Origin of the sequence: Photobacterium sp. GJ3, from assembly GCF_018199995.1 — a bacterium.
Taxonomy (GTDB): Bacteria; Pseudomonadota; Gammaproteobacteria; order Enterobacterales; family Vibrionaceae; genus Photobacterium.
In genome coordinates this window covers 1,173,083-1,193,385 of record NZ_CP073578.1, presented here as the reverse complement: position 1 = coordinate 1,193,385, position 20,303 = coordinate 1,173,083, and the positions used below count along the sequence as shown (strand labels likewise).

The window sequence follows — 20,303 nt, the reverse complement described above, 5'->3', positions numbered from 1 at the left end:
TTGCATAAAAACTGTATAGCAGTAGGTAAATCAACAGCGTTAGACAGCCCAGCATCAAAGGCAGCAAGATATTCAAATAAATCAGCACAGGAATTAATAATAATCCAGGAGGAAAAATATACTGCAGTGTCGTGATCAGAAACCAAGGCGTCGATGCGATTCCAGACCAGGGAGAGACATGCCACGCAGCAGCAAAAGCCTCCACCCGCCCCGCGCCCAGCGTCTGCGCTGATTAAATAACCCGGCATGAGTCACCGGGCACTGTGTCTTAGCCACAGCAAGAGGCGCATATCCGGTGCGGTACTGATGAGCGATAGCCCGCCAGCACCAAGCAATATCTTCCACAAGCCATTCACTCCAGCCACCGATTTCTTTGACGATTTGCGCACGGTGTGCCACGAATGCCCCTGCCAGAACAGGCACCAGCCCTAACTTGTCCTGTGCACAACGAATTGCCCCGTAATAGCCAATGTGTTCATAATGCTGTAGTTTCGCAAGCATGGAACTTTGATGATTTTCCGGTGCGATATAGCCGCACACCGCTGCATAACGCTCATCACTCCAGATCTTTCTGGCTAATTCCTGAATGCCGTCTGGTTCAATATAAGTGTCACTGTCAACCACCACATAAATCTCTCCCTCAGCTAAACCAGACGCAAGCGCATAATCCAGGGCAAATCCTTTTCTGCCGCCATTGACCTCCCGACGTAAAAATTGATAGTGATGTCGTTGGGCTGATTTAATCCAGGTAAGCGCAGCTGCAGATGCTCCGTTGGTTGAACCGTCATCAATCAGTAGTACCTGAATGCGAGTCGGATAATCTTGCTGCTCCAGTTTCTCTAATGTTTTTAATAGAACCGATTCCTCTTCATTGAAAAAAGGAACAAAAACAGTCACGGCAGGCAGGTGCTCGCATGTCTGATCATCTGGTTTTCGAAGGACATAGGTGAACAGTAAAATGATCGCCATCAGGCAAGTCACCGCCGAAGAGGTGACGATGAGAATTTCGATAAAGTCGCGCATAATTTACTCGGTAAGCCAGATCTATCAACTAAGTTTCATCATCAGGCAAATAAGAACTTAAAAAATGACATCCAGATAGGCCATCGCTTCATCCAGAACTGCACGGTAACCGTCTATATTGATCTCACCGCTGACATTACGGAGATTGCGCAGTTTTAATTCCAGTGTCGGCACATTGGTTAATGGCAAACGTGAAGCACAGATCTTTTGACAACGCTGAATGTGCTTATCTGAAAAAGTAAAATCAAACGCATTGAAAGCCTGATTCAGCGGTTCAAATGAGGTGGATGTCCCCTCGATCAGCAACCGAGGAAACTCTTCCTCAAAATTCAGCCCCACCCACTTCGGTGCGCGCCAGTCTGCAATATCCCCGTCATATAAATCGTAATCAATGGTGTCTTTTTTCAAGTAACCCAGAATGCCATCCTGAAGCGCAACGACTGAATCCGGATCAAACTGATCGATCTCATCCAGCGTGAACCCCAGCATCAGCAATGAAGCACGTTTTAAGGATGACTCCCAGATCCAGTCCAGTTTGTCATAGGTTTCATCAATCAGCTCGACCGCTTCATCAATATTATTGATGTCAAAGATGCCCAGAAAATCGACAATATAGGCGACCAGCTCATTCAGAATGAATCGGTTTTCTTCCCAGACCGGAATTTTCCCGCTCGCAATCCAGCAATTTCTGAAATCCCGCAGAAATGAGCTGGAAGCCACATCGAAAGGCACACCATGAATACTGAAATTACTGATAGCCGTCGTCCCGACCGAAAAACGGTTCATGAATAAAACGGCCAGATTATCTGAAACCTTCCGGATGAACTTCTGAATGATAAAGCACGGCTTCTCATCGGCAATCTCCGGGTTATGCGCCACCAGGAAGCTGAGTATTTCTTCCCGGGTTAAATTCATCGGATACAGATGAGCCACCCGAACCGGGATGTCTCTGACCAATAGACAGCCATGGTCAATTTTCCGCTCCAGCGGCACTTCATCTAAGTCGTATCCAGCATCCAATGCAGATTCGAGATTAATTTCTTCCATCTGATCGGTAAAAGAAACGGAAAGGGGCTGAATTGCATCTGGAATGAGCCGGGCAATGGCATCGAGATAAATCACTTCGATGATGGCATCGGTGATAATCAACCCCCCCGTCGAATAAAAATGTCGTTCCTGATTCACCAGCGGTGTCGGACCCACCCCCTTAATGAACCCGCCATTAACAATCGCACAGCGGCCGGAGCCCAGCATCCCATAACGATCAGCCTTCCCCTCCAGCAATGCTCCCTCACCACGGACATGATAATGAAAAGCTTCAGCATCAACTGAAGGCGCAGACCATAAATTGATACATACTTTTTTTCTGAGCTGAACCGGTACCGTTTCCATCAGATTTCCCTCACTTCCGGTGATTAATCATCTTTATAAATAGACAAAAGTGCATTCACATCTTTCAGTGAGGTTGCTGGCACATCCTTTGGACGGTCTTCCATATTGAAGCGGGTCGCCGTTTCATCCTGAGCTGGCTTTCGCACCATCGCGTCTGCTGCCGTATCAACAGACTTTGACGCAACAGGCACTGACTCAACAGACACGGACTCATTCGCCTTCACTTCCGGTATCAGTGTTTGAAATTGTTCCGCTAGATTGAAAGCATCGAGATTCAAATCGGGATAATCTGTGTTTTCAGCCATAAAAGCTTTGAGAGAACGGACGGCTTCAGCATAATTTTTACGTTTCGCTTCCAGCAGGGCTGTGGTGAAATGCGCAAAATACGGCAGCGCATCCCAAAGTTTCTCTGCTTCAGAAAAGTCACCCCGCCAAAAATAAGCAATGCCTAATTGAAACTGGGCCAGTTGATTCTCCGGATCGTTTTCAATCACAATCTGATAGATCTCAACTGATTCACTGAACATTCCAATTTGGTTCAGGATTGCAGCATGAATTAAATTCAGGCTCTGATCCGGCATCTGATCCCTGTCAACGCTTTTACAAAGCTGAAGCGCAGTGACGAAGTCTTTACTCTGAACCGCATGAACCGCTAATCTCAGTATTTCTTGATAACTTAATTGATGATCCATTGTCTGACCCTATACATTTATTTTTCTGCTGAGTTCTTTCAGTGCACTATGATGAATTTGAGAGATTCTTGAAGGAGTACGCCCCATACTGAGCGCTAACTCCCTCAATGGAACCTCATTAAAATAATGTTCTAAAATGACTTTTTGCTTATCGTGACCTAAATCGGTTAAGTACTTATCAATGTAAATAAAAGCCGCAACGTCTTCATTCTCATCCTGTTCCTGACTGCCATTCAGGCTAGAAGACAAAGCAGATATGCCTGGCATTTCCAGAAGTTGTTCTGTATCAGAACCATCTTCAGCATGAAGACTGACTTTATTAAACAGATAATAATTCGATCGGATTAAAACCCGATTGATCTCATAATACATATACTGAAAGCAGTAAGGTTTCAATGAGCCTTTATTTGGGTTGAAATGATTAAGCGCTTCATACAATGCAATTACTGCAATATTCTTATAATCATCAAAATCCATCTCATGATTATATTTATGTTTTCTTACAAACTGCTTTGCAATGATGTCACACCAAGATAGCAAAGGCGCCACCTTTCCCCAGGTAGCCTGCTGCTCTCTTATATGCTCATCGTCAGTGTTCAGTGCTGTATTTTTCTGAATGACTGCATTCATAGAAATCAAAAGCCCCTGATCAGGCTTCCAACCAGTAAAGTCCAGCCATCAATCAGCACAAAAATAAGCAGCTTGATCGGCAGTGAGATCGAAATGGGCGGTAACATAATCATCCCCAATGCCATCAGCACACTTGCGACAATCAGATCGATCAAAAGAAAGGGTAAGAAAATCACAAATGCGAATTGAAATGCAGCCTTCAGTTCACTTAGCATAAAAGCTGGAATCAATGTCGTTAATTCTAATATCTTCTCATTTTCGATCTGCTGAGTGTTCAGACTTTTCACGAAGTAATAGTCTTTTTCTGATGTCTTTGAAATTAAGAATTCAGAAAAACTTTCAACCCCTTTATCAATGGCCTCCTGCTGTGAAATATCACCAGATACATATTGATCGTAAGACACGGACTTCACATCCTGATACACAGGTGCCATGGTGAAGATACTCATGAACAGAGCAATCGAGATCACGACAATATTCGGCGGTGTTTGTTGTAATCCGAGCGCTGTACGTAACAAAGAAATGACAATGACATATCTTGTAAAACAGGTCACAGATACCAAGAGAACAGGAATAAATGCCGAAGCAGTTAACAGAAAAAATGACTGTACAATAGGATGAGTAAGATCGATATCCATCTAAATGATGTTCCTGGTGAACACAAAATTAATTTTCTATTTTTTGAGAGACAGAGACTGATGCTGAGTTTGAAACAATAAAATGTTTACTGCCTTCATACTCAATCACAAACAACTTTGTTTTATTATCCAGAAATGCTTTCTCAAGCACTCTGATTTTACTGTTTGCTTTTCCTTCCTGGTGATTGAGTTTTCGTTTATACCAAGTGACTAAAATCAACGTCAGAAAAAGGAAAGCAATCAGCAAAAAGTAACCCGGTGTCATCACTGAGTCCACTTCCTTGAACATCATCCGCGAATACTCACAATTTGTAAGGCAAAATATCCGTCTTCTTCGACCAGTATGCCTTCAGCAATTTTATTCCCGTTCAGATTCAAGTCGATTTTATTTGAGATTTTCACATCTGATTTCAGAATGTCACCAGCAGAAAGATTCATCAAAGAACCGATATCGGTTTTAATCTCGCCAATCAACACATCAAGGTTCACTTCGATATCAGAAAACGTATTGAACGATACTTTTTCTTCAACCGACTCACTTTTATTCTTCAGTTCAACGCTCATCACATACACTCCCTACAATTAAATTGGCTTCACCGTTGTCAAAAGAAACGAAAACATGATTTGAGATCACTTTATCGCCCAAAGTCAGCACTAAGCCATCGTCTGTCTTTCGGCTTGTTTTTAAAACATCGCCTTTTTTTAAGAGACGAACATCCTCTACCGTGGCCGTAATACTGGGTAACTCAATCGCTAACTTCACAGGTGAATGACGAAGACAGGACAGCATTCGCTGACTGTCTATCCTTTTCTTTAAATCTAATGATAATTTCTGAGTCAGGATTCGCTTCAGAATCGTCTGAGCAAACACAAGAGTTATTTCAGCATCACCGGAACGAATTTGAAAACAAGTGGCTCTTTCATCTTGCTCCGAAGCATCCCACAATAGCTCTTCTTTTTTAAACCACTCAAGAAGCCACTGCTGAATAACATGGCGGATGAACGGATCTTCATGATTTGAAACATTCACCTTATCGCCAAACCTTTTGCGCATCAGCAAAGAAGAAAAACCAGCATTGTAAAACAGGGTAACGCCCGGGAGATCCTGAAGGTCAGAAGTATACAAATCTTCCGTTTTCACCTGATCAGGACGTTTTCTTTCCACGGATAAACAAGCATGACATGCTAAATCCTGAAACACTCGTTGGAATGAAGCGAGCAAGTAATCTGAGATGATATCATGCGTGAGCTGGATTTGCGGACTATTCATTAACCACCCGTACTGTTATACAGCTGCTCAATCAGTTGATTCGAGACACTCATGACACGTGAACTGGCTTGATACGATCGCTGGATCACCATCATGTCACCAAATTCCTGTGCCAGATCGACGTTTGAGAGTTCCACCGCACCTGCGATCAGGTTTGCATCCAGTCCGCGGCCAATCTGAAGTATCTCTGGTTTTTCACGGGTTTCGAGCAGGTGTCCTTCTTTCACACGAAAATGGCTGTAGTTCTCCACTTTCGCCACGCCAATTACACCAATTTCTCGTTGTTCGCCATTACCATACTGAAGCATCACCCGGCCATCACTGGTCAGACTGATGTCTGAAAATGGTGACTCACCGGAACCATCCACAGCATCCAGGCTGAGGCTGGATTCATCATTTTCATTTCTGAGCGTCACACCGGCGAGTGAACCTGCCTCCCCAAAGTTAATTTTGAGTGTCTGACCGTCTGCGAGTGTTGCGGTCACTTCATTTTTTCCGACTTTCAATGTCCCGCCGAGATCGAATTCCAGGCTGCCGGTGCCCACTTCATTGCCACCTGAATCTTTCACGCTGACGGCCCAGCTCTCTGTACTTTCATCATATTCAAGAGACACACTGAGCTGCTGATGGCTGCCATCACTGGCAACATAGTTGACCTTTTCTAACGCGACGCTGGTATCTTTGGTGGAGATCTCACCTTGAATCGAAACAGCGGTACTGGCAACAGCTGGAATCACATTATTCGAGCCGACTTGAATAGGTCCCAGGTTCCCCGCATCATCAATGCCAACCACTTCAAACCCGGAGAGTCGGTCAACCAACACCCCCTGATCGTTCAGGGTAAACATTCCGGCCCGGGTATAGTAAAAATTGCCGCCATCTTTCAGTGCAAATAATGCCCGGCCATCCAGAAAGACATCGGTATTATTGCCGGTTTGTGCAACTTCCCCGTTGGTATAACGATAACCGGATTCAGCAACCTGAGACCCTAATCCTTGATTACCGCCATTGACGCTTTTCATAAAGACATCTTTGGCTTTAAATCCTGGCGTCTGCATATTGGCAACATTATCACTGACAATATCCAATGCCTTTGAGCTTGTCTGCATGCCAGACAGGCCATTATAGAAAGACTGAAACATGTTCTATCCTTTGCGGTTATTCGCCGGCATATATCCGGCTTAATTTCGTGACGGGCAGATCATTCACATAATAATCCTGACCGTTTTCATCTTTAATTTTCAGGCTGACAACGGTGCCATTCTGCGTAAATCCGACCGAGACAACCTCACCGAAAATACTGCCATTCGCCGACTGTGTTTCCGCGAATTTCCCCATCAAACCAACACCCTGTGTTGACTCAACAAGTTGTTTAATTTGACTCAGTTCTTCATTGGCCATCCGGCTGGATTCAAGCAATGAAAACTGAGCCATTTGTGCCAGAAAATCCTGGTTATTCACTGGCTCCAACGGATCCTGTGCCTTTAACTGAGACATAAACAATTTAATAAAATCGTCTTGTCCAAGCGCAGAATTCAGCTGTGTCGCCGATTGGGATTGCGTCACGCTACCCACGGGTGGTATTGCCATAATGCACCTCCGTCACGCCGTTATGTGTAAAGAAGACTGGCCCGCTCGATTGCGCATGCAATGCCTGAATGAGCTTCATCAACGATTCTTTATGGGTCTGACCGGCGTAATCCCGGAAACAGACTCTGATTTTGTCCGGTTCAATAAAGGTTTTTAACAGTGTTTTGGTAAAGTCTTCTGAGACAACAGGTTTCCGGACATAAGACGCATCCATCACAGATTCAGTCTGAAAAGCGGCTCTCGCCGACTGCTGAGATTTCCCGCGCCAGAAAACCCTTTCCGCGAAAACAGACGGTGCTGAGGATATTCGCTCAGAATATTCACCCGTGACGAGAGGCTGAAACCCGGTGCTGATCCATAGCATCTGGTGGTTTGAGCGATTCAGTTCAGTGTCGCCATGCAATGATGGCAACGGAATATCGCCGGATTCGTCAATGACGAGAATATTGTCGAACTGTCCGGTTGCAACGAGTTGATGAATGAAATTCCCGGTATTAATTGCTTCATTGCCACGATTGGATAAAACAGCCAGAACATCAATATCCTGACTGATTGCGTTATCATGAAAATCTTCAGCCGCCGGGTCTTCAGCGATCTGGCTTTCTCTCTGGTTATTCCGGTAGGCCCGTTCAACCAGCGTACTGTGCCCTTTTCCTTCGAATGCAGAGTCACGAAAACGAAACAGCATCTCCTGTTCAGCTGTCAGCTCACTTTCAGCATGGCGTGGATCGCCCATCTGTTCTTTCGCATTGACGTCAGCACCAAATTGCTGAGCCTTGCGGGTTTCGTTCCCCGGGAATACATGCGCCGCTTTCTCTGTCATGCATACATCAAACGAACGGTCGCGATGCTTTAGATACTGTTTCTTCTCAACGCCAGATTGCTGCGGATGAAAAAACGTTTCACTGCTGATCTGCGTCATGCTTCTTCCTGTCTGTCGCTTCCGTGAGGTCAGATTCCAGCATCGCTTTCTCTTTTCTGGCAGCCGCTTGCTGACATGCTTCCTTATCCAGATCCTCAAAAATGTCTGCACGTGCATTCGCCAGCGTCAGTGCTTTCGTCACATGCTGGTGTTTTTCAGATAAAGACGAAGACTCGTCGTGCAGGTTTTTCAGCATGGCAGATAAATACGAGGCATGATGAATTGCCAAATCATTCAGTTCAGCATTTTCACTGACACTGAAATGATGATTTAAATCGTGATATTCAGAATGAATTTCACCCATGAGGGACTGAATCTTTTTTTGCCGTTTTTCTATCTTTGAAATTTTTTTCCAATGCTTCATCACCTCAATTTTCTGCTCAATACTTTTTAATTTGATGATGCTATTCATACCTGAGGACATCGTTCCGTACCTCCTCATCCATACGGTTTTTCCAGCAATACAACGCCCGGTCTAAGCGCCGTTTCATGGCAATCACTTGATCAATGTCATCATTAGAGCCTTCCTGATAAAGCCCGGTCCGGACAACGTCATCCACCTCGGCATAATCGCTGTAGATCGCTCTGACTTTCTTTTCAAAAGCCAGTTCATCCGGTGAAAATAAGTTCTCCATCACCCGGGAACGGCTTTTTAAAATATTGATCGAAGGATATAAACCATGGTTCGACAGCTTGCGATCGAGCATAAAATGACCGTCGAGCACACCCCGCATAAAGTCTGACACAGGTTCATTTTCATCATCCCCGTCCACCAGGACAGACATGATGCTGGTAATACTGCCTTGATTTTTAAAGTTACCGCATAACTCGACAATTTTAGGTAATTCAGCAAAGACAGACGGCGGATAGCCTCTTGCGACGGGCGGCTCGCCCCGGGAGATCCCGATTTCACGTAAGGCATGCGCGAGCCGGGTGATCGAATCCAGCACAAACAGGACATTTTTCCCCTGGGCGCAGAAATGTCTGGCATACGCAAGGGCGACATATACGGCTCGTCGTTTCAGGCTTGGTGAATCATCCGATGTAGAAGCAATTAAAATGGTATCGTCGCAGTCACCAGAAGACATCTGTTCCTGATAAAAATCAACAACTTCCCGGCTTCGCTCACCCACCATGGCAATAATTTTCACATCAGCCTGCATGCCCTGATACAGCTTGTTCAGCAAGGTCGATTTACCCACGCCTGAACCGGCAAAAATTCCGACCTTCTGCCCCATGCCCAGCGGAAAGATGTCGTCGATAATTCTTGCCCCGGTTTTAATCTTTACCGTCACGGCTTCCTTTGCATGCACAGGTGCAGGTTCAATAGACAGCGCTAATTGTTCACTTCCGGAAACGGTCATTTCCGTGTCAGTCCGCGGTGCTGAGATATCCTGACCAAAACCGTTCAGGACTTTGCCGAACGGATTTTTCATCAGTTCAGCTGAAGGCAACTGCTTTTTGTATTCCACATCATTTCCGACGCCAACTCCCTCCAGACCGGTTAATGGAGCCAGTAAACAGCGATCGCCCTGAATCGAAACGACTTCCGCAGCCACAGACCGGGACTGGGCAAAAATAGTGACCCCTTCTCCAACCACACAACCGGTGTGTGATGCTTCAATGAAACACCCTGAAACAGACACAACACGTCCGTACTCAGTCGCTACCGGCGCTTCCGCAATGCCCGCCAGTAACTTCAGCAGCCACTCATTCGATTGCATTGATCAAATCCATCAGATTGCTTTTAAAGACTTGCCGGATCTGGTTGGGAGACACTTTAACCGACATGGCTTCTGTGACAATTCTTGCTTCAAACGGAGACAAAGAAGCGTCCACCTTAAACTGACTGCCTCCCGGCATCTCAATGTCATTTTTCCGAATCAATGCATGGGTCTCAGCGGAAATTTCAAGATGAATCAGCGGTTTTGACAATTTATCCAGCTCACCGGAAATCAGTTCGATGAGCAAATGCTGCATTTGTTCTGAATGATAAACGCTTTGAAAAACGCTGGAGAGAACAAACAGAAGATCCGCCCGGTGATCCGCGCGGTGCTGCTGAACCGTTGCTTCTAAATTTTCAATCAATGCCACCAGCTGTGCTGCGTTCTGAGACAGCATGGCCTCTTCTTGGGTCAGTGCCGCTTCTCTGAGCGTAAATTGCTGCATTTTTTCCCGAAGTTCGGCTTCCTTTTCCGTGATCTCTCGTTCCCGGGAAGACAGACGCAACTGACCGGCTTGAAGACCCGCCTCATAGCCCCGTTGCTTTTCCGCCTGAAAGGCCTGTTCGAGTTCAGCATGAAAGTTTTTCTCGATAAACCCTTTCATTGAGCGGTCGCTCAAAGGCAGCGATGACATATTCAAATCACTCATCACCAGACTCCGTTGGATGCGTTTCCCGAATGTAAGACTGAATCAGCTGAATGGCTTCCGGTTCCATCTGCGCCAAACAGGCTGATGCCTCATGTCGCGTTTCAATATCAAACACATCCGAATGAATGATAAAGTCGAGCATCGGCTCAGCATCATCACAGATCTCTTCCTGAGGGATGATCCCGGTCACGGGCTCAAGCCGCGTTTCAGACAATGTTGGCAACGTGTCTGCGCAAAGCTGACTTTTCATTTGCCGAAGCTTTTCAAGCCCGACCAAGGGCACGTTTTGCAGTTTTTCTTTCAAAAGATGCTGTTGGTCTGAATCCATCTGAGACAGAATTTTCGCTTGTAATTCGGGCGATGATTTTAAGAGTAAAAAACTATAGTTTGATGTCTTGCTCAAGGTTCCGCCCCTCCAGCCATCGCGACACATCTTTCATGATCATCGCTTCTTCATCCTGCTTCAGTAACAGCTTACGCCGGTACAACATATGCTGACCTGCGACGAGCAGCAGTACGACCACACCAACGCCCCACCAGAACCAAAGCTGACCTGAGGCGGCCTGTCCTGAATTCAATGATGCATTTTCACGGCCTGTATCCACCGCCTCTGTCGCGGTGAATGGCGCCGACACTTCCTGCACCGGATCCACCCCGGCAGCAACAGCCGCTGTCTTCAGCGCAACGGCAGGGATCAAGACCACAGACAATTGATCGCCGCGGCGCTCATCAATCCCAATCGCGCTGCGAAGCAGGTTCTGTAGCACATCTGCGGTGAAATGCTCCGAAGCCGGTATCATGACACTGACCGTCAGACGCTCCAGTTTACCGCGCTGGTAATCAATATCCCGCTTCACCGACTTATAACTGAACTCCTCATTCAGCACCGTCGACTTTGGCTGCTTTTTGCTGCCCTGAGTCGTTTCTGTCACCCGCTTGGTCACCACCGGCGCTTCAGAAGATTCAAGCCCTTCGGAAGACTCTTTCACCTTGTCGTTGTTCACCATTGCCCAGGCAGACACGCCAATTTGAGTCGGTTCAAAATAAGCGGAAAGCAACTGAACAATTTTGTTTTCAATCTCCTGTTCAATTTCTTTCTTCATACCAAAGCTGACATTTTCTTCCAGCAACTGGGCACCACCAGAAAGAATTAAGCCATTGCTGTTCAGGACAGAAACATTTTCAGGATCCAGATCAATCACCGAATTCGACACAAGCTGTTTCACCGTGGCAACCAATGCTCTTGGATTGACCGGATCAGCGTCAGAGAGTGTTAACGTCACTGCCGCTTTCACCGGGGTTTTATGTTGAGAAAACGTTCTTTCCCGCGGAATGGCTAAATGCACACGTGCGGCTTCAACACCCTGAATTGCCAGCAGAGATTTTTCAAGTTCCCCCTGAATCGCACGCTGATAATTAATTTTCTGATAAAAATCAGACATTGCATGCTGTGCTTCGCCAAAAATTTCTAACCCGGCGATATCACTCTGGAATACATGGTCTTTTGACAATTGAACTCTTGCTTCGGCCAGCTTACTTTTTTCAATCAGAATACCCTGGCCGGATTCCGGATACTGAAATTTCATGCCGGCGTTTTCAAGGCTGGTTGCAACTTTGGCTAATTGTTCCGGCGACTGTTCTGTAAATACAAGTTCATAATCTTTATTCAGAATTAGAAAATAAGCGAATATTGCTGCCAGAGAAATCGCAGCCACACCTACAGCCAGTAGGACTTTTCCTCGTTGATTCAATTCCATGTTCTACACTTGCATTCTGGTGACGTCTTTATATGCATCGATCAATTTATCTCTCAATGCAACTGAATATTCTAAGCTGAGCTTCGCGCGCTCGATATCAATCATTAATTCATGCAGTTCAATCTTTTCACCTTTCGAGACAGCAAAAATACGCTGGTCAATACTGGCAAGCTGTTCGGTAAAATTCGTTTGATTGACTTGCGTTGTTTGCTGAGCGCCGGATAAGGCTTCGCTCTGAAGTGATTTCAGTAAATCACCCGAAATGGCTTCCACTTTCATTATCGCTTACTCCCGATTTGAAGGATTTTCGATGACATTTCTTTGTTAATATTGAACAGCCTGAGGCTCGCTTCATAAGCCCGTGTGGCTTCGTTCAGGGAAATCATTTGTGCTTCAATTTTGATATCCGACTGATATTCAATCACAGGCTTGCCGTTTTCATAGGACACCACCCGCCCCACGACGTTACCGTCATCCTGACTGTTCACCTGCACATCCTGCGGCAGTACACCTGCAACCACATCGTGAATGGTCGGCAAGTTTGCGACATCCACTTTCTGTGCATGCGGCACAGACAAGCGGTCGCCAAAAGACTGATTGATGATGGAAAGGTTGTAAGTTGCCGTCTCCATTTTTTGCATTTCAATTTGCATGGAGAGAGACATCAAATCGATGGCACTCAGCTTTTCCATCAGCGGCCGCCTTTAATGATCATACGTTCCAAATCGAGCCGAGCATTCATCAAAGTCACCAGCCGGTTATTCCGGCTGGATAATTCAATCGCCTTCAGCAAAATGTCATCAATCGATTGTTCCTGTGGCTCAATCTGAACACCGGCATTTTGTTCACCAGATTGAGAACCGTGATGCGTTACAGCTTCTGTATTCAAAGTTTCAGAAAACGTCACTTTATATTGTTGCTCGCCAAGGCGGGCAGCGACCAGATTATAATGATTAACTCTGGATTCGACAGATAACCGACTCAGCGAGGATGATATTTCCTCAAGAAGAATATCCAAATTCATTCAAATGTCCTTTCTCAAATTCAAAAACTATTGTGAACATTTATTTATTGAAGAATTAACTTACCGTTAATTGCACCGGCTTTATCCGCCGCCTGCAAAATCACAATAATATCCCGCGTTGATAAACCCAGCTTTCTCAGTTCACTCACCAATGTGAATACAGTCGTTGTGTTATTAAAATGAGCAACTTTCGCGTTATCGTCCCTCACATTGATCGTCGTATCCGGTACCACAACGGTTTCACTGTGATTCCCCTCGATATGTCGCCCGATAATTACATCTCGCGGCTGGCTGACACTGTATTGCGTCCGGATACTCAGCTCCAGGTTGCCATGGGCAATCGTCAGCGAGTTCACCTTCACATCCCCACCGGAAACAATGGTGCCGGTTCGCTCATTCACAATAATGAGTGCCTTCTGAGCGGCCAGAACATTCAGCGATTCAATCTTCGCAATGGCCCGGACAACCGCATTTCGGTTGGTTGAAGGCAAACTCACTTCAACTTTGCCTGAATGAATGGCTTCCGCCTGATAACCCAGTGTGGCAATGGCATCGGTAATATTGATCGCGGTCGCGAAGTCAGCATCGCGCAGCACAATCCCAACCTTGCCATGCTTGTTGACCAGAGAACCGGTATTGTCCCGCTCAATCGTCCCGCCTTTCGGCACAATCCCCACGGTCGGATGGTTCTTTTGTTCCGTATTCCCAAACTGTTCAAATTTATAGCCCCCGACAGAAATCTGCCCCTGAGCGACGGCATACGTTTTCCCGTCAATAGCTTCTAAAGGCGTGAGCAGCAGCGTACCGCCGATCAGACTTCTCGCGTCTCCGATGGCTGAAACCGCAACATCTATCCGGTCGCCACGCTCGGAAAAGCTCCCAATTTCACTGGTGGCCATGACCGCGGCTACGTTTCTGCTGTTGATGTCATCATCCGATACAATCAGTCCAAATTCGCGCAGCGTATTGGAAATACTGCGAATCGTTGACTTACTCCGTCTTGAATCACCACTGCCCGCCAGACCAACAACAAGGCCGTAACCAATCAGGGCGTTTTCCCGGTCCCCTTCAATACGGGCAATATCTTTCAGACGGACATAGGTCTGTGCGGCAAAACTATTAGCCGCAAAAACGAACGTGATAAAAATAACTAAAGATTGAATCAAAACGTTCATCGTTAAAAACCCAGCCATCTGAAAAGAGAACGGAAAATGCTTGGCTTCCGGTTATCATTCACTTCACCGACACCGCTCAGTTCAATTTGTGCCGATTCAATCCGGGAAGAAATGATTGCATTCTGCGGACTGAGATCATCCGGACGAATAAAACCACTGAGCGTGATTTGCTGCTCTTCTCCGTTGACCGTCACATACTGAGACCCCTGAATTCTCAGCAGACCATAGGGGTCAATTCCTATGATTCTGGCGGTGATCGTCGCACTGATGCTCCCTCTGCGCGAAGTGCTGGCGTCATTTTCCATCTCGCTCTGAAGCCCGGCATCTAAGCTAAATTGCTCACCTCGGAAATCATTGCTGACGCCGATCTTATGCCGGTTATCAGCATCAATTCCGGCAGACGATGATGCTTTGGCATTCTCCTCAATCAGAATGGTGACAATATCCCCGACGGTATAGGCACGCTGATCGGCCCAGTTGGCCCGGTAATTATCAATATTGAATTCGATAGCTAGAGCGGGATAACCACTCAGCATGTTCAGCAACACAACCAACATCCAGATGTTTCGATTTTTGGTCACCTGACTAACTCCACTTTTCCTGAAGAGAGAACCGTTGCATCAAGCATGGTTCCCGAACCGGGAATTCTGACTTTCACGGTTTCCCCTCTGTTTCCTTCGGTCAATGCTTTCACCTTCAGGGTTATTTCGAATGAATCGGAATGACTGACCATGGTGATCAGGTCACCTTTCTGTACATCCATGCCCTTTTCCAGGTCGTATTCACATAAGGCCTGACCCGCTCTGATTCGTGTCATCACCACTGGCTTCCGGGTGATATCGTCTGATTTGGCCAACTGATTTTTACAGGAAAAGGCATCGGTCATTCGCCAGACGAAATCATTCTCTCTGATGGCTTCTCCCGCGCTGATATTGCGCTTTGCTTCCCAGCCGATCTGCTGACTCCGAATGATGTACCACAATGAATGTGTGGTCGTTCGCCCATCCGCGGCCGTCTGTTCTACATTCACCCGGCAGCGATGAATTTCAAAACGACATTCAATCTTCTGAAACCGATATCCGGCATCCATTTCCGGATGAGAACCGGCTTTGCTGATCACTAAATTATCGTATCCTTGCGAGAATAAATAATCTGAAAGGTACGTCATCGGCGTTTTCAAATTGGCACATGTACCGGGCGAGAACATCATCAAAACCAGTCCGGCGGATAATATTTTTCCAATCATGAGCAGAACAATTAACGGGTGAGATTATTAATCGTTTCTAAGATCTGATCGCTGGCCTGTATGACTCGTGAATTTAACTGATAGGCTCTCTGTGCAGCCATCAAAGACACCATTTCATCAATCATGTTCACATTCGACATTTCCGTGTACCCTTGCAAAATGGTGCCAGCCCCCTCTTCGCCCGGCACCAGATATTGTCTTTTACCCGCCGCTTCCGTCTGATACCACACGCCACCGGAGCCCGGCTTTAATGCTTCAAAAGCATCGAAAACCGTGAGTTCCAGCTGACCCAGTTCAAGCATGTCACTTTCCCCCTGAATCACCCCGTAAACTGTACCGTCGCCGGAAACTTTGAGTTCTTCCACATCAGGCGGAACAATGATATTCGCAGCCAGCCGGTGACCTTGCACCGTTGCCAGTGCACCATCTTCTAGCTTGCGGAGTGACAGCACACGTGTATAGGCGGTTTCACCATTGTCCAGTTCCACTTCAAGCAAGCCATTGCCCTGAATGGCGAGATCGAGCGGCGACGCGGTGTATTTATACTCGCCATCAACAAAACGGAAAATCGCATCTTTGATTTCAACACCGCCACCAACGGTGGCATTTCGCTCAGCACCTTCAGTCGATGTGCTGCCGGACAGCAAACTGTTGAAGACCGGTGTACTGGCTTTGTATCCAGGCGTATTAATATTGGAGACATTATTGGAAATCATGTCGATATATTTTTGCTGTGTTCTGAGTGCCATTTCTGCATTGGACAGCGCTTCAATCATCTTATTTCCCTAATTCATTAATGGTTTTCTTTAATACCTGATCGTATGCCGCTAATGTTTTTTGCATGGTTTGAATGTGGCGTTTCGCCGTCATCAGTTCCACGACTTCAGAAGCCGAATCCACGTTAGATTGCTCCAGATACCCCTGTAAAACCTGACTTTGGCTGTCTATCTCAAGTTTTGGCATTTTCTCGTAAAGAATATGACCCTGATGATATTGATCCGAGTATATTTCACCGACACTGGCCAAAATCAGATGCTCAACACTACCGCTGGTATCCGAGATTTTGCCATCCGAATCGACGCGAATATGAGTGCTGTCTAACTGAATATCACCATTCAGGCTTTGTAACCGAAAACCCCGGCTATCGACCACATAACCAGCCCGATCAAGCTGGAACTGCCCATTTCGGGTCAGCGCCACGGTCTTGCCTGACCTCAGCACAAACCATCCGGCGCCCTGAACCGCTAAATCCAGATGTCGTCCTGTCTGCTTCAGTTCCCCCTGTGCCATATCAATCACCTGACCCGGCGCTTTTACCTGATCCGTTACCGCTGCATCGGATACCAGTAAGGCTTTAAACCCGGTCGTCGTCACATGCTGCGTATTGGTGCTGATTTGATTCACCGTGTGCATATCACGGCTGAGGGAATGCAGTACGATGCCTGAAATTTTGTCCATTTAACGGCTTTCCCCATGGGTGAGCTGACCAACAGTACGGATAAGCTGAATGCCTTTCACTTCCTGCGCCGATATCACTGCCAGTCTGGGAACCACCCGTTCTGTGATCTTCCGCAGCGGGGCACGCAGGGTACCGGAACACAGCAGGACAGGCTCCAGACCTTTTTCCATCACGCTCTCACACTGGCGAACCAGTTGCTGAAGTACCGATTCAACCTCACCCGGTGCAATCTGCCCGTCCTGGCTGTCACCGCCAATCGCGCGTTTCAGCATAGATTCCAGCTGCGGCGTCATGGTTATCACATTCAGATGCTCTTCTGCATCCAGGTAACGCTCACACAGTCGCAGCGCGAGTCGCTCCCGGACTTTCTCAACCAGTTTTTCGATATTTTTATCTTCCGCACTCGCATGTTCAGATGCGGCTTCCAGAATCAGCTCAATATGACGAATGCTGACCTTCTCACTCAATAAGAGCCGGAGCAGCCGGTGCAGATCAGAAATACTCAGAAGCTGCGGCACAATTTCTTCGACCAGAGACGCATTGTCCTGCTTTAAGCGGTTCAGTACCTGTTCGACGTCTTTTCTGGAGAGCACATCCTGAAGGTTATTTTTAATCGCTTCAGAAATGTGCGTAAAAATAATCATCTCAGGTTCAACGATTGTGCAGGAACGGCTCTTCGCAATTGACCGCATACTCTCGTCAACCCAGAGAGCCGGTAAGCCATACGCCGGCTCTTTGGTGGCTTCCCCGGTCATTTCAGCCAGGATTTCCGGAGCGCTAATCACCATCATGCGATTGCTTTGAATCTGACCCTTCCCGATCCGGGAACCATGAATATGGATTTCATAGCGATCTTCACCCAGCTCACTGTCTGCCTTGAACTGGATATCCGGCAGAATATAGCCGAAGTCTTTTGCAACCAGCTTTTTTAACGCTTCCAGACGCTTATCCAGCGCCCAGTGGCCCGATTCAATATTCCGTTTCAGTTCTTTACCAAGGCGCACTTCAATCGGATGAATTTTGATGTAATCCACGAGATCGTCTTTGCTATCCGTTTCCGTATCCTGCACTTCAATCACGTGATTCGATTTGATGGCCCACCAGACACAACCGCCAAATATCGCGATGGCGAGCAAAATCGGTAACGTTGGCAAACCGTCCAGAAACAGTGCCAGAATCAGCGCCAGTGTCACCAGAATCAGGGTTCTGGGATGAGAGGAAACCTGCCGGCCAATCTCACGGCTCAGTTCATAGTCTGTCGCGGCGCGGGTAATGATGATCCCGGTCGCCACGGCAATAATCAGCGACGGGATCTGCGTAACAATGCCATCACCGACGGTTAAAAGGGAATATTTCGTGAGGGCTTCCCCCCACTTCATCCCGTGCTGCGCAACCCCAACGGAGACCCCGCCAATGATATCGATCAGGATAATAATAATGCCGGCAATCGCATCACCTTTGACGAACTTTGTGGCACCGTCCATCGCCCCGTAGAAATTCGCCTCCCGCTCGATATTCGAGCGCCTTTCCCGGGCCTCATGCTCATCAATCAGGCCCATGTTCATGTCAGCATCAATGGCCATCTGTTTACCGGGCATACTGTCGAGCGTAAACCGTGCCGCAACCTCAGCGACGCGTTGTGCACCATTGGTCACAACAACGTACTGAACCACCACCAGAATGATGAAGACGATAAAACCAATCACGTAGTTTCCGGCCACCACAAATTCCCCAATGGCGCCAATCACGTGCCCGGCTTCTCCTTCACTCAGGATCAAACGCGTGGCAGAAATATTCAGGGAAAGCCGGAATAAAGTTGCAATCAGAATAATAGACGGAAAGGTTGAAAAACTGAGTGGCTTGTCCGTACAAAATGTCAGCAACAGAATTAAAAGGGCAACACTGAAGTTAATAATCTGAAGGAAATCCAGCACTTCAGGCGGAACCGGCAAAAAAATCACCATCAGAATCAGGACAACCCCGATGATAAATAAATTACTATGCCAGTCCTTAAGCATATACTGTTTAAACAAGATGAATTCCTAATTTAAAAGCTTTACTGATGCTGCGCGTTAAAATACCAACGGTAAAGCTCTGCAACCTGGTCATAGAGTTCTGGCGGTATTTCGGCGTTAATTTTGACTTTTTGATACAACGCCCGCGCAAGCGGGATATTTGTTTTCATTACAACCTGATGGCTCCGTGCTGTTTCTCTGATCTTGTATGCAAGCTTCCCTTTCCCTTTCGAGACCACCTTGGGTGCAGTCATGGTTTTCGGATCATATTTCAATGCAACCGCAACAAAGGTTGGGTTCGTAATCACCATGTCCGCATCGGAAACATTCGTGAGCGCACCCAGTTTTCCCCGTAGCTCTTTCTGAATCTGTTTCCTTTTCGAGCGGATTTCAGGATCGCCCTCCTGATTTTTATATTCGTCTTTGACTTCTTTTTTTGACATCCGCATTTCTTTACGGAAAGACCAGCGCTGAAATATCAAATCAAACAACGTAAAAGGAATCATCGCCAAAATGAAAAAGACAATGGTTTGAATCAGCAGATCATTCACTTTATCTAAGGTGCCCGTCAGCGAGTAACTGATTGAATCTGGCAGTGTGAAAACTTCATCGTAGAAGATTAAATAGGCCAGAACAGACACCAGAGACAACCGCAACAGATTTTTCACCAACTCAAATAACGACTTCAGCGAGAAGAGTTTCTTGAACCCCTTAATCGGGTTTATTTTCTTGATATCTGGTTTCATCGGGTGAAAACTGAAAATCCCACCCGTTTGTATGAAATTCACAATGACACCGACGACAATCGCCAACAGTAAAACAGGCATCGTTGCATAGAGATAAGATTCAAAAATCTGTCCGATCAGCCAAGTATCACTTTGCACCGAAATTTCAGGTGCGAACAGGAAGACGTGCTGCATCACCGTCATCAGCTGTTCACCAATTTCTTTGGCAATGAACAGGACAGTCACCAGCACGACCAGCAACCCCGCGAACGCATTGACATCCATGCTTTTGGATACCTGCCCTTTCTGCCTGGCCTGCTGCAACTTATGCTGTGTGGCTTCTTCTGTTTTTTCTTCCGTTGACATACGCGT

26 protein-coding genes are annotated in these 20,303 nt (G+C 46.6%); all 26 read right to left on the bottom strand.

The window, feature by feature from the left end:
* Positions 1 to 135: 135 nt before the first annotated feature.
* The 26 genes from KDD30_RS05295 to flhB all read right to left on the bottom strand — a co-directional run bounded on the left by KDD30_RS05295 (position 136) and on the right by flhB (position 20,297).
* Positions 136 to 1,023 carry a glycosyltransferase family 2 protein gene (locus KDD30_RS05295; protein WP_249199204.1) on the bottom strand — a complete coding sequence of 296 codons (888 nt, stop codon included), beginning with the start codon at positions 1,021 to 1,023 and terminating at the stop codon, positions 136 to 138.
* Between the two features lie 57 nt (positions 1,024 to 1,080).
* Positions 1,081 to 2,415, bottom strand: a complete 1,335-nt coding sequence (locus KDD30_RS05290; protein WP_211647772.1) for a hypothetical protein — start codon at positions 2,413 to 2,415, stop codon at positions 1,081 to 1,083.
* Between the two features lie 23 nt (positions 2,416 to 2,438).
* A complete protein-coding gene (locus tag KDD30_RS05285; RefSeq protein WP_211647771.1) occupies positions 2,439 to 3,107 on the bottom strand; it encodes a M48 family metallopeptidase in 669 nt (222 codons plus the stop codon).
* A 9-nt stretch (positions 3,108 to 3,116) separates the two neighbouring features.
* Entirely contained in the window at positions 3,117 to 3,737 is a 621-nt protein-coding gene (locus tag KDD30_RS05280; protein WP_211647770.1) for a sigma-70 family RNA polymerase sigma factor, read from the bottom strand.
* A 5-nt stretch (positions 3,738 to 3,742) separates the two neighbouring features.
* The gene (fliP, locus tag KDD30_RS05275; protein ID WP_211647769.1) at positions 3,743 to 4,375 is read right to left on the bottom strand and encodes a flagellar type III secretion system pore protein FliP; all 633 of its coding nucleotides are present in this window, start codon (positions 4,373 to 4,375) and stop codon (positions 3,743 to 3,745) included.
* Between the two features lie 28 nt (positions 4,376 to 4,403).
* A complete protein-coding gene (locus KDD30_RS05270) occupies positions 4,404 to 4,643 on the bottom strand; it encodes a hypothetical protein (RefSeq protein WP_211647768.1) in 240 nt (79 codons plus the stop codon).
* Between the two features lie 20 nt (positions 4,644 to 4,663).
* Positions 4,664 to 4,939 carry a FliM/FliN family flagellar motor switch protein gene (locus tag KDD30_RS05265; protein ID WP_211647767.1) on the bottom strand — a complete coding sequence of 92 codons (276 nt, stop codon included), beginning with the start codon at positions 4,937 to 4,939 and terminating at the stop codon, positions 4,664 to 4,666.
* Positions 4,929 to 5,645 carry a FliM/FliN family flagellar motor switch protein gene (locus KDD30_RS05260; RefSeq protein WP_211647766.1) on the bottom strand — a complete coding sequence of 239 codons (717 nt, stop codon included), beginning with the start codon at positions 5,643 to 5,645 and terminating at the stop codon, positions 4,929 to 4,931. The genes KDD30_RS05265 and KDD30_RS05260 overlap by 11 nt, the downstream gene beginning before the upstream one ends.
* Positions 5,645 to 6,787 carry a flagellar hook-basal body complex protein gene (locus KDD30_RS05255; protein WP_211647765.1) on the bottom strand — a complete coding sequence of 381 codons (1,143 nt, stop codon included), beginning with the start codon at positions 6,785 to 6,787 and terminating at the stop codon, positions 5,645 to 5,647. Before KDD30_RS05255 ends, KDD30_RS05260 begins: the two co-directional genes overlap by 1 nt.
* A gap of 16 nt (positions 6,788 to 6,803) precedes the next feature.
* The gene (locus tag KDD30_RS05250; RefSeq protein WP_211647764.1) at positions 6,804 to 7,235 is read right to left on the bottom strand and encodes a flagellar hook assembly protein FlgD; all 432 of its coding nucleotides are present in this window, start codon (positions 7,233 to 7,235) and stop codon (positions 6,804 to 6,806) included.
* Positions 7,213 to 8,157 (bottom strand): hypothetical protein, encoded by a 945-nt coding sequence (locus KDD30_RS05245; protein WP_211647763.1) that lies wholly within the window; start codon positions 8,155 to 8,157, stop codon positions 7,213 to 7,215. The genes KDD30_RS05250 and KDD30_RS05245 overlap by 23 nt, the downstream gene beginning before the upstream one ends.
* On the bottom strand, positions 8,138 to 8,461 hold the full coding sequence (locus KDD30_RS05240; RefSeq protein WP_211647762.1) for a hypothetical protein: 324 nt from the start codon (positions 8,459 to 8,461) through the stop codon (positions 8,138 to 8,140). The genes KDD30_RS05245 and KDD30_RS05240 overlap by 20 nt, the downstream gene beginning before the upstream one ends.
* Positions 8,462 to 8,561: 100 nt before the next feature.
* Positions 8,562 to 9,881 carry a FliI/YscN family ATPase gene (locus KDD30_RS05235; protein WP_211647761.1) on the bottom strand — a complete coding sequence of 440 codons (1,320 nt, stop codon included), beginning with the start codon at positions 9,879 to 9,881 and terminating at the stop codon, positions 8,562 to 8,564.
* Positions 9,868 to 10,530 carry a hypothetical protein gene (locus KDD30_RS05230; protein ID WP_211647760.1) on the bottom strand — a complete coding sequence of 221 codons (663 nt, stop codon included), beginning with the start codon at positions 10,528 to 10,530 and terminating at the stop codon, positions 9,868 to 9,870. The genes KDD30_RS05235 and KDD30_RS05230 overlap by 14 nt, the downstream gene beginning before the upstream one ends.
* A complete protein-coding gene (locus KDD30_RS05225; RefSeq protein ID WP_211647759.1) occupies positions 10,523 to 10,780 on the bottom strand; it encodes a hypothetical protein in 258 nt (85 codons plus the stop codon). Before KDD30_RS05225 ends, KDD30_RS05230 begins: the two co-directional genes overlap by 8 nt.
* Before the next feature lie 130 nt (positions 10,781 to 10,910).
* Positions 10,911 to 12,287: a flagellar M-ring protein FliF C-terminal domain-containing protein gene (locus tag KDD30_RS05220; protein WP_211647758.1), complete on the bottom strand. Its 1,377-nt coding sequence runs from the start codon at positions 12,285 to 12,287 to the stop codon at positions 10,911 to 10,913.
* A 3-nt stretch (positions 12,288 to 12,290) separates the two neighbouring features.
* Complete coding sequence (locus tag KDD30_RS05215; protein ID WP_211647757.1) at positions 12,291 to 12,566, bottom strand: flagellar hook-basal body complex protein FliE; 276 nt, start codon at positions 12,564 to 12,566, stop codon at positions 12,291 to 12,293.
* A complete protein-coding gene (locus KDD30_RS05210; RefSeq protein ID WP_211647756.1) occupies positions 12,566 to 12,979 on the bottom strand; it encodes a hypothetical protein in 414 nt (137 codons plus the stop codon). The genes KDD30_RS05215 and KDD30_RS05210 overlap by 1 nt, the downstream gene beginning before the upstream one ends.
* Positions 12,979 to 13,311, bottom strand: coding sequence for a hypothetical protein (locus KDD30_RS05205; RefSeq protein ID WP_211647755.1), 333 nt, complete (start codon positions 13,309 to 13,311; stop codon positions 12,979 to 12,981). The genes KDD30_RS05210 and KDD30_RS05205 overlap by 1 nt, the downstream gene beginning before the upstream one ends.
* Positions 13,312 to 13,355: 44 nt before the next feature.
* Positions 13,356 to 14,486, bottom strand: coding sequence for a flagellar basal body P-ring protein FlgI (flgI, locus tag KDD30_RS05200; RefSeq protein ID WP_211647754.1), 1,131 nt, complete (start codon positions 14,484 to 14,486; stop codon positions 13,356 to 13,358).
* Positions 14,487 to 14,488: 2 nt separating this feature from the next.
* Positions 14,489 to 15,067, bottom strand: coding sequence for a flagellar basal body L-ring protein FlgH (locus KDD30_RS05195; protein WP_249199203.1), 579 nt, complete (start codon positions 15,065 to 15,067; stop codon positions 14,489 to 14,491).
* Positions 15,064 to 15,654, bottom strand: a complete 591-nt coding sequence (flgA, locus tag KDD30_RS05190) for a flagellar basal body P-ring formation chaperone FlgA (protein WP_211647753.1) — start codon at positions 15,652 to 15,654, stop codon at positions 15,064 to 15,066. Before flgA ends, KDD30_RS05195 begins: the two co-directional genes overlap by 4 nt.
* 89 nt (positions 15,655 to 15,743) lie before the next feature.
* Positions 15,744 to 16,508 (bottom strand): flagellar hook-basal body protein, encoded by a 765-nt coding sequence (locus KDD30_RS05185; RefSeq protein ID WP_211647752.1) that lies wholly within the window; start codon positions 16,506 to 16,508, stop codon positions 15,744 to 15,746.
* Position 16,509: 1 nt separating this feature from the next.
* Complete coding sequence (locus tag KDD30_RS05180) at positions 16,510 to 17,190, bottom strand: flagellar hook-basal body complex protein (protein WP_211647751.1); 681 nt, start codon at positions 17,188 to 17,190, stop codon at positions 16,510 to 16,512.
* The gene (locus KDD30_RS05175) at positions 17,191 to 19,224 is read right to left on the bottom strand and encodes a flagellar biosynthesis protein FlhA (protein WP_211647750.1); all 2,034 of its coding nucleotides are present in this window, start codon (positions 19,222 to 19,224) and stop codon (positions 17,191 to 17,193) included.
* A 23-nt stretch (positions 19,225 to 19,247) separates the two neighbouring features.
* A complete protein-coding gene (gene flhB, locus KDD30_RS05170) occupies positions 19,248 to 20,297 on the bottom strand; it encodes a flagellar biosynthesis protein FlhB (protein WP_211647749.1) in 1,050 nt (349 codons plus the stop codon).
* Positions 20,298 to 20,303 lie beyond the last annotated feature (6 nt).

Excerpts from the sequence above, each read along its gene's own strand:
- KDD30_RS05295 (WP_249199204.1), bottom strand. The coding sequence starts at position 1,023 with ATGCGCGACTTTATCGAAATTCTCATCGTCACCTCTTCGGCGGTGACT.
- KDD30_RS05290 (WP_211647772.1), bottom strand. The coding sequence starts at position 2,415 with ATGGAAACGGTACCGGTTCAGCTCAGAAAAAAAGTATGTATCAATTTA.
- KDD30_RS05285 (WP_211647771.1), bottom strand. The coding sequence starts at position 3,107 with ATGGATCATCAATTAAGTTATCAAGAAATACTGAGATTAGCGGTTCAT.
- KDD30_RS05280 (WP_211647770.1), bottom strand. The coding sequence starts at position 3,737 with ATGAATGCAGTCATTCAGAAAAATACAGCACTGAACACTGACGATGAG.
- fliP (WP_211647769.1), bottom strand. The coding sequence starts at position 4,375 with ATGGATATCGATCTTACTCATCCTATTGTACAGTCATTTTTTCTGTTA.
- KDD30_RS05265 (WP_211647767.1), bottom strand. The coding sequence starts at position 4,939 with ATGAGCGTTGAACTGAAGAATAAAAGTGAGTCGGTTGAAGAAAAAGTA.
- KDD30_RS05260 (WP_211647766.1), bottom strand. The coding sequence starts at position 5,645 with ATGAATAGTCCGCAAATCCAGCTCACGCATGATATCATCTCAGATTAC.
- KDD30_RS05255 (WP_211647765.1), bottom strand. The coding sequence starts at position 6,787 with ATGTTTCAGTCTTTCTATAATGGCCTGTCTGGCATGCAGACAAGCTCA.
- KDD30_RS05250 (WP_211647764.1), bottom strand. The coding sequence starts at position 7,235 with ATGGCAATACCACCCGTGGGTAGCGTGACGCAATCCCAATCGGCGACA.
- KDD30_RS05245 (WP_211647763.1), bottom strand. The coding sequence starts at position 8,157 with ATGACGCAGATCAGCAGTGAAACGTTTTTTCATCCGCAGCAATCTGGC.
- KDD30_RS05240 (WP_211647762.1), bottom strand. The coding sequence starts at position 8,461 with ATGGGTGAAATTCATTCTGAATATCACGATTTAAATCATCATTTCAGT.
- KDD30_RS05235 (WP_211647761.1), bottom strand. The coding sequence starts at position 9,881 with ATGCAATCGAATGAGTGGCTGCTGAAGTTACTGGCGGGCATTGCGGAA.
- KDD30_RS05230 (WP_211647760.1), bottom strand. The coding sequence starts at position 10,530 with ATGAGTGATTTGAATATGTCATCGCTGCCTTTGAGCGACCGCTCAATG.
- KDD30_RS05225 (WP_211647759.1), bottom strand. The coding sequence starts at position 10,780 with ATGAAAAGTCAGCTTTGCGCAGACACGTTGCCAACATTGTCTGAAACG.
- KDD30_RS05220 (WP_211647758.1), bottom strand. The coding sequence starts at position 12,287 with ATGGAATTGAATCAACGAGGAAAAGTCCTACTGGCTGTAGGTGTGGCT.
- KDD30_RS05215 (WP_211647757.1), bottom strand. The coding sequence starts at position 12,566 with ATGAAAGTGGAAGCCATTTCGGGTGATTTACTGAAATCACTTCAGAGC.
- KDD30_RS05210 (WP_211647756.1), bottom strand. The coding sequence starts at position 12,979 with ATGGAAAAGCTGAGTGCCATCGATTTGATGTCTCTCTCCATGCAAATT.
- KDD30_RS05205 (WP_211647755.1), bottom strand. The coding sequence starts at position 13,311 with ATGAATTTGGATATTCTTCTTGAGGAAATATCATCCTCGCTGAGTCGG.
- flgI (WP_211647754.1), bottom strand. The coding sequence starts at position 14,486 with ATGAACGTTTTGATTCAATCTTTAGTTATTTTTATCACGTTCGTTTTT.
- flgA (WP_211647753.1), bottom strand. The coding sequence starts at position 15,654 with ATGACGTACCTTTCAGATTATTTATTCTCGCAAGGATACGATAATTTA.
- KDD30_RS05185 (WP_211647752.1), bottom strand. The coding sequence starts at position 16,508 with ATGATTGAAGCGCTGTCCAATGCAGAAATGGCACTCAGAACACAGCAA.
- KDD30_RS05180 (WP_211647751.1), bottom strand. The coding sequence starts at position 17,190 with ATGGACAAAATTTCAGGCATCGTACTGCATTCCCTCAGCCGTGATATG.
- flhB (WP_211647749.1), bottom strand. The coding sequence starts at position 20,297 with ATGTCAACGGAAGAAAAAACAGAAGAAGCCACACAGCATAAGTTGCAG.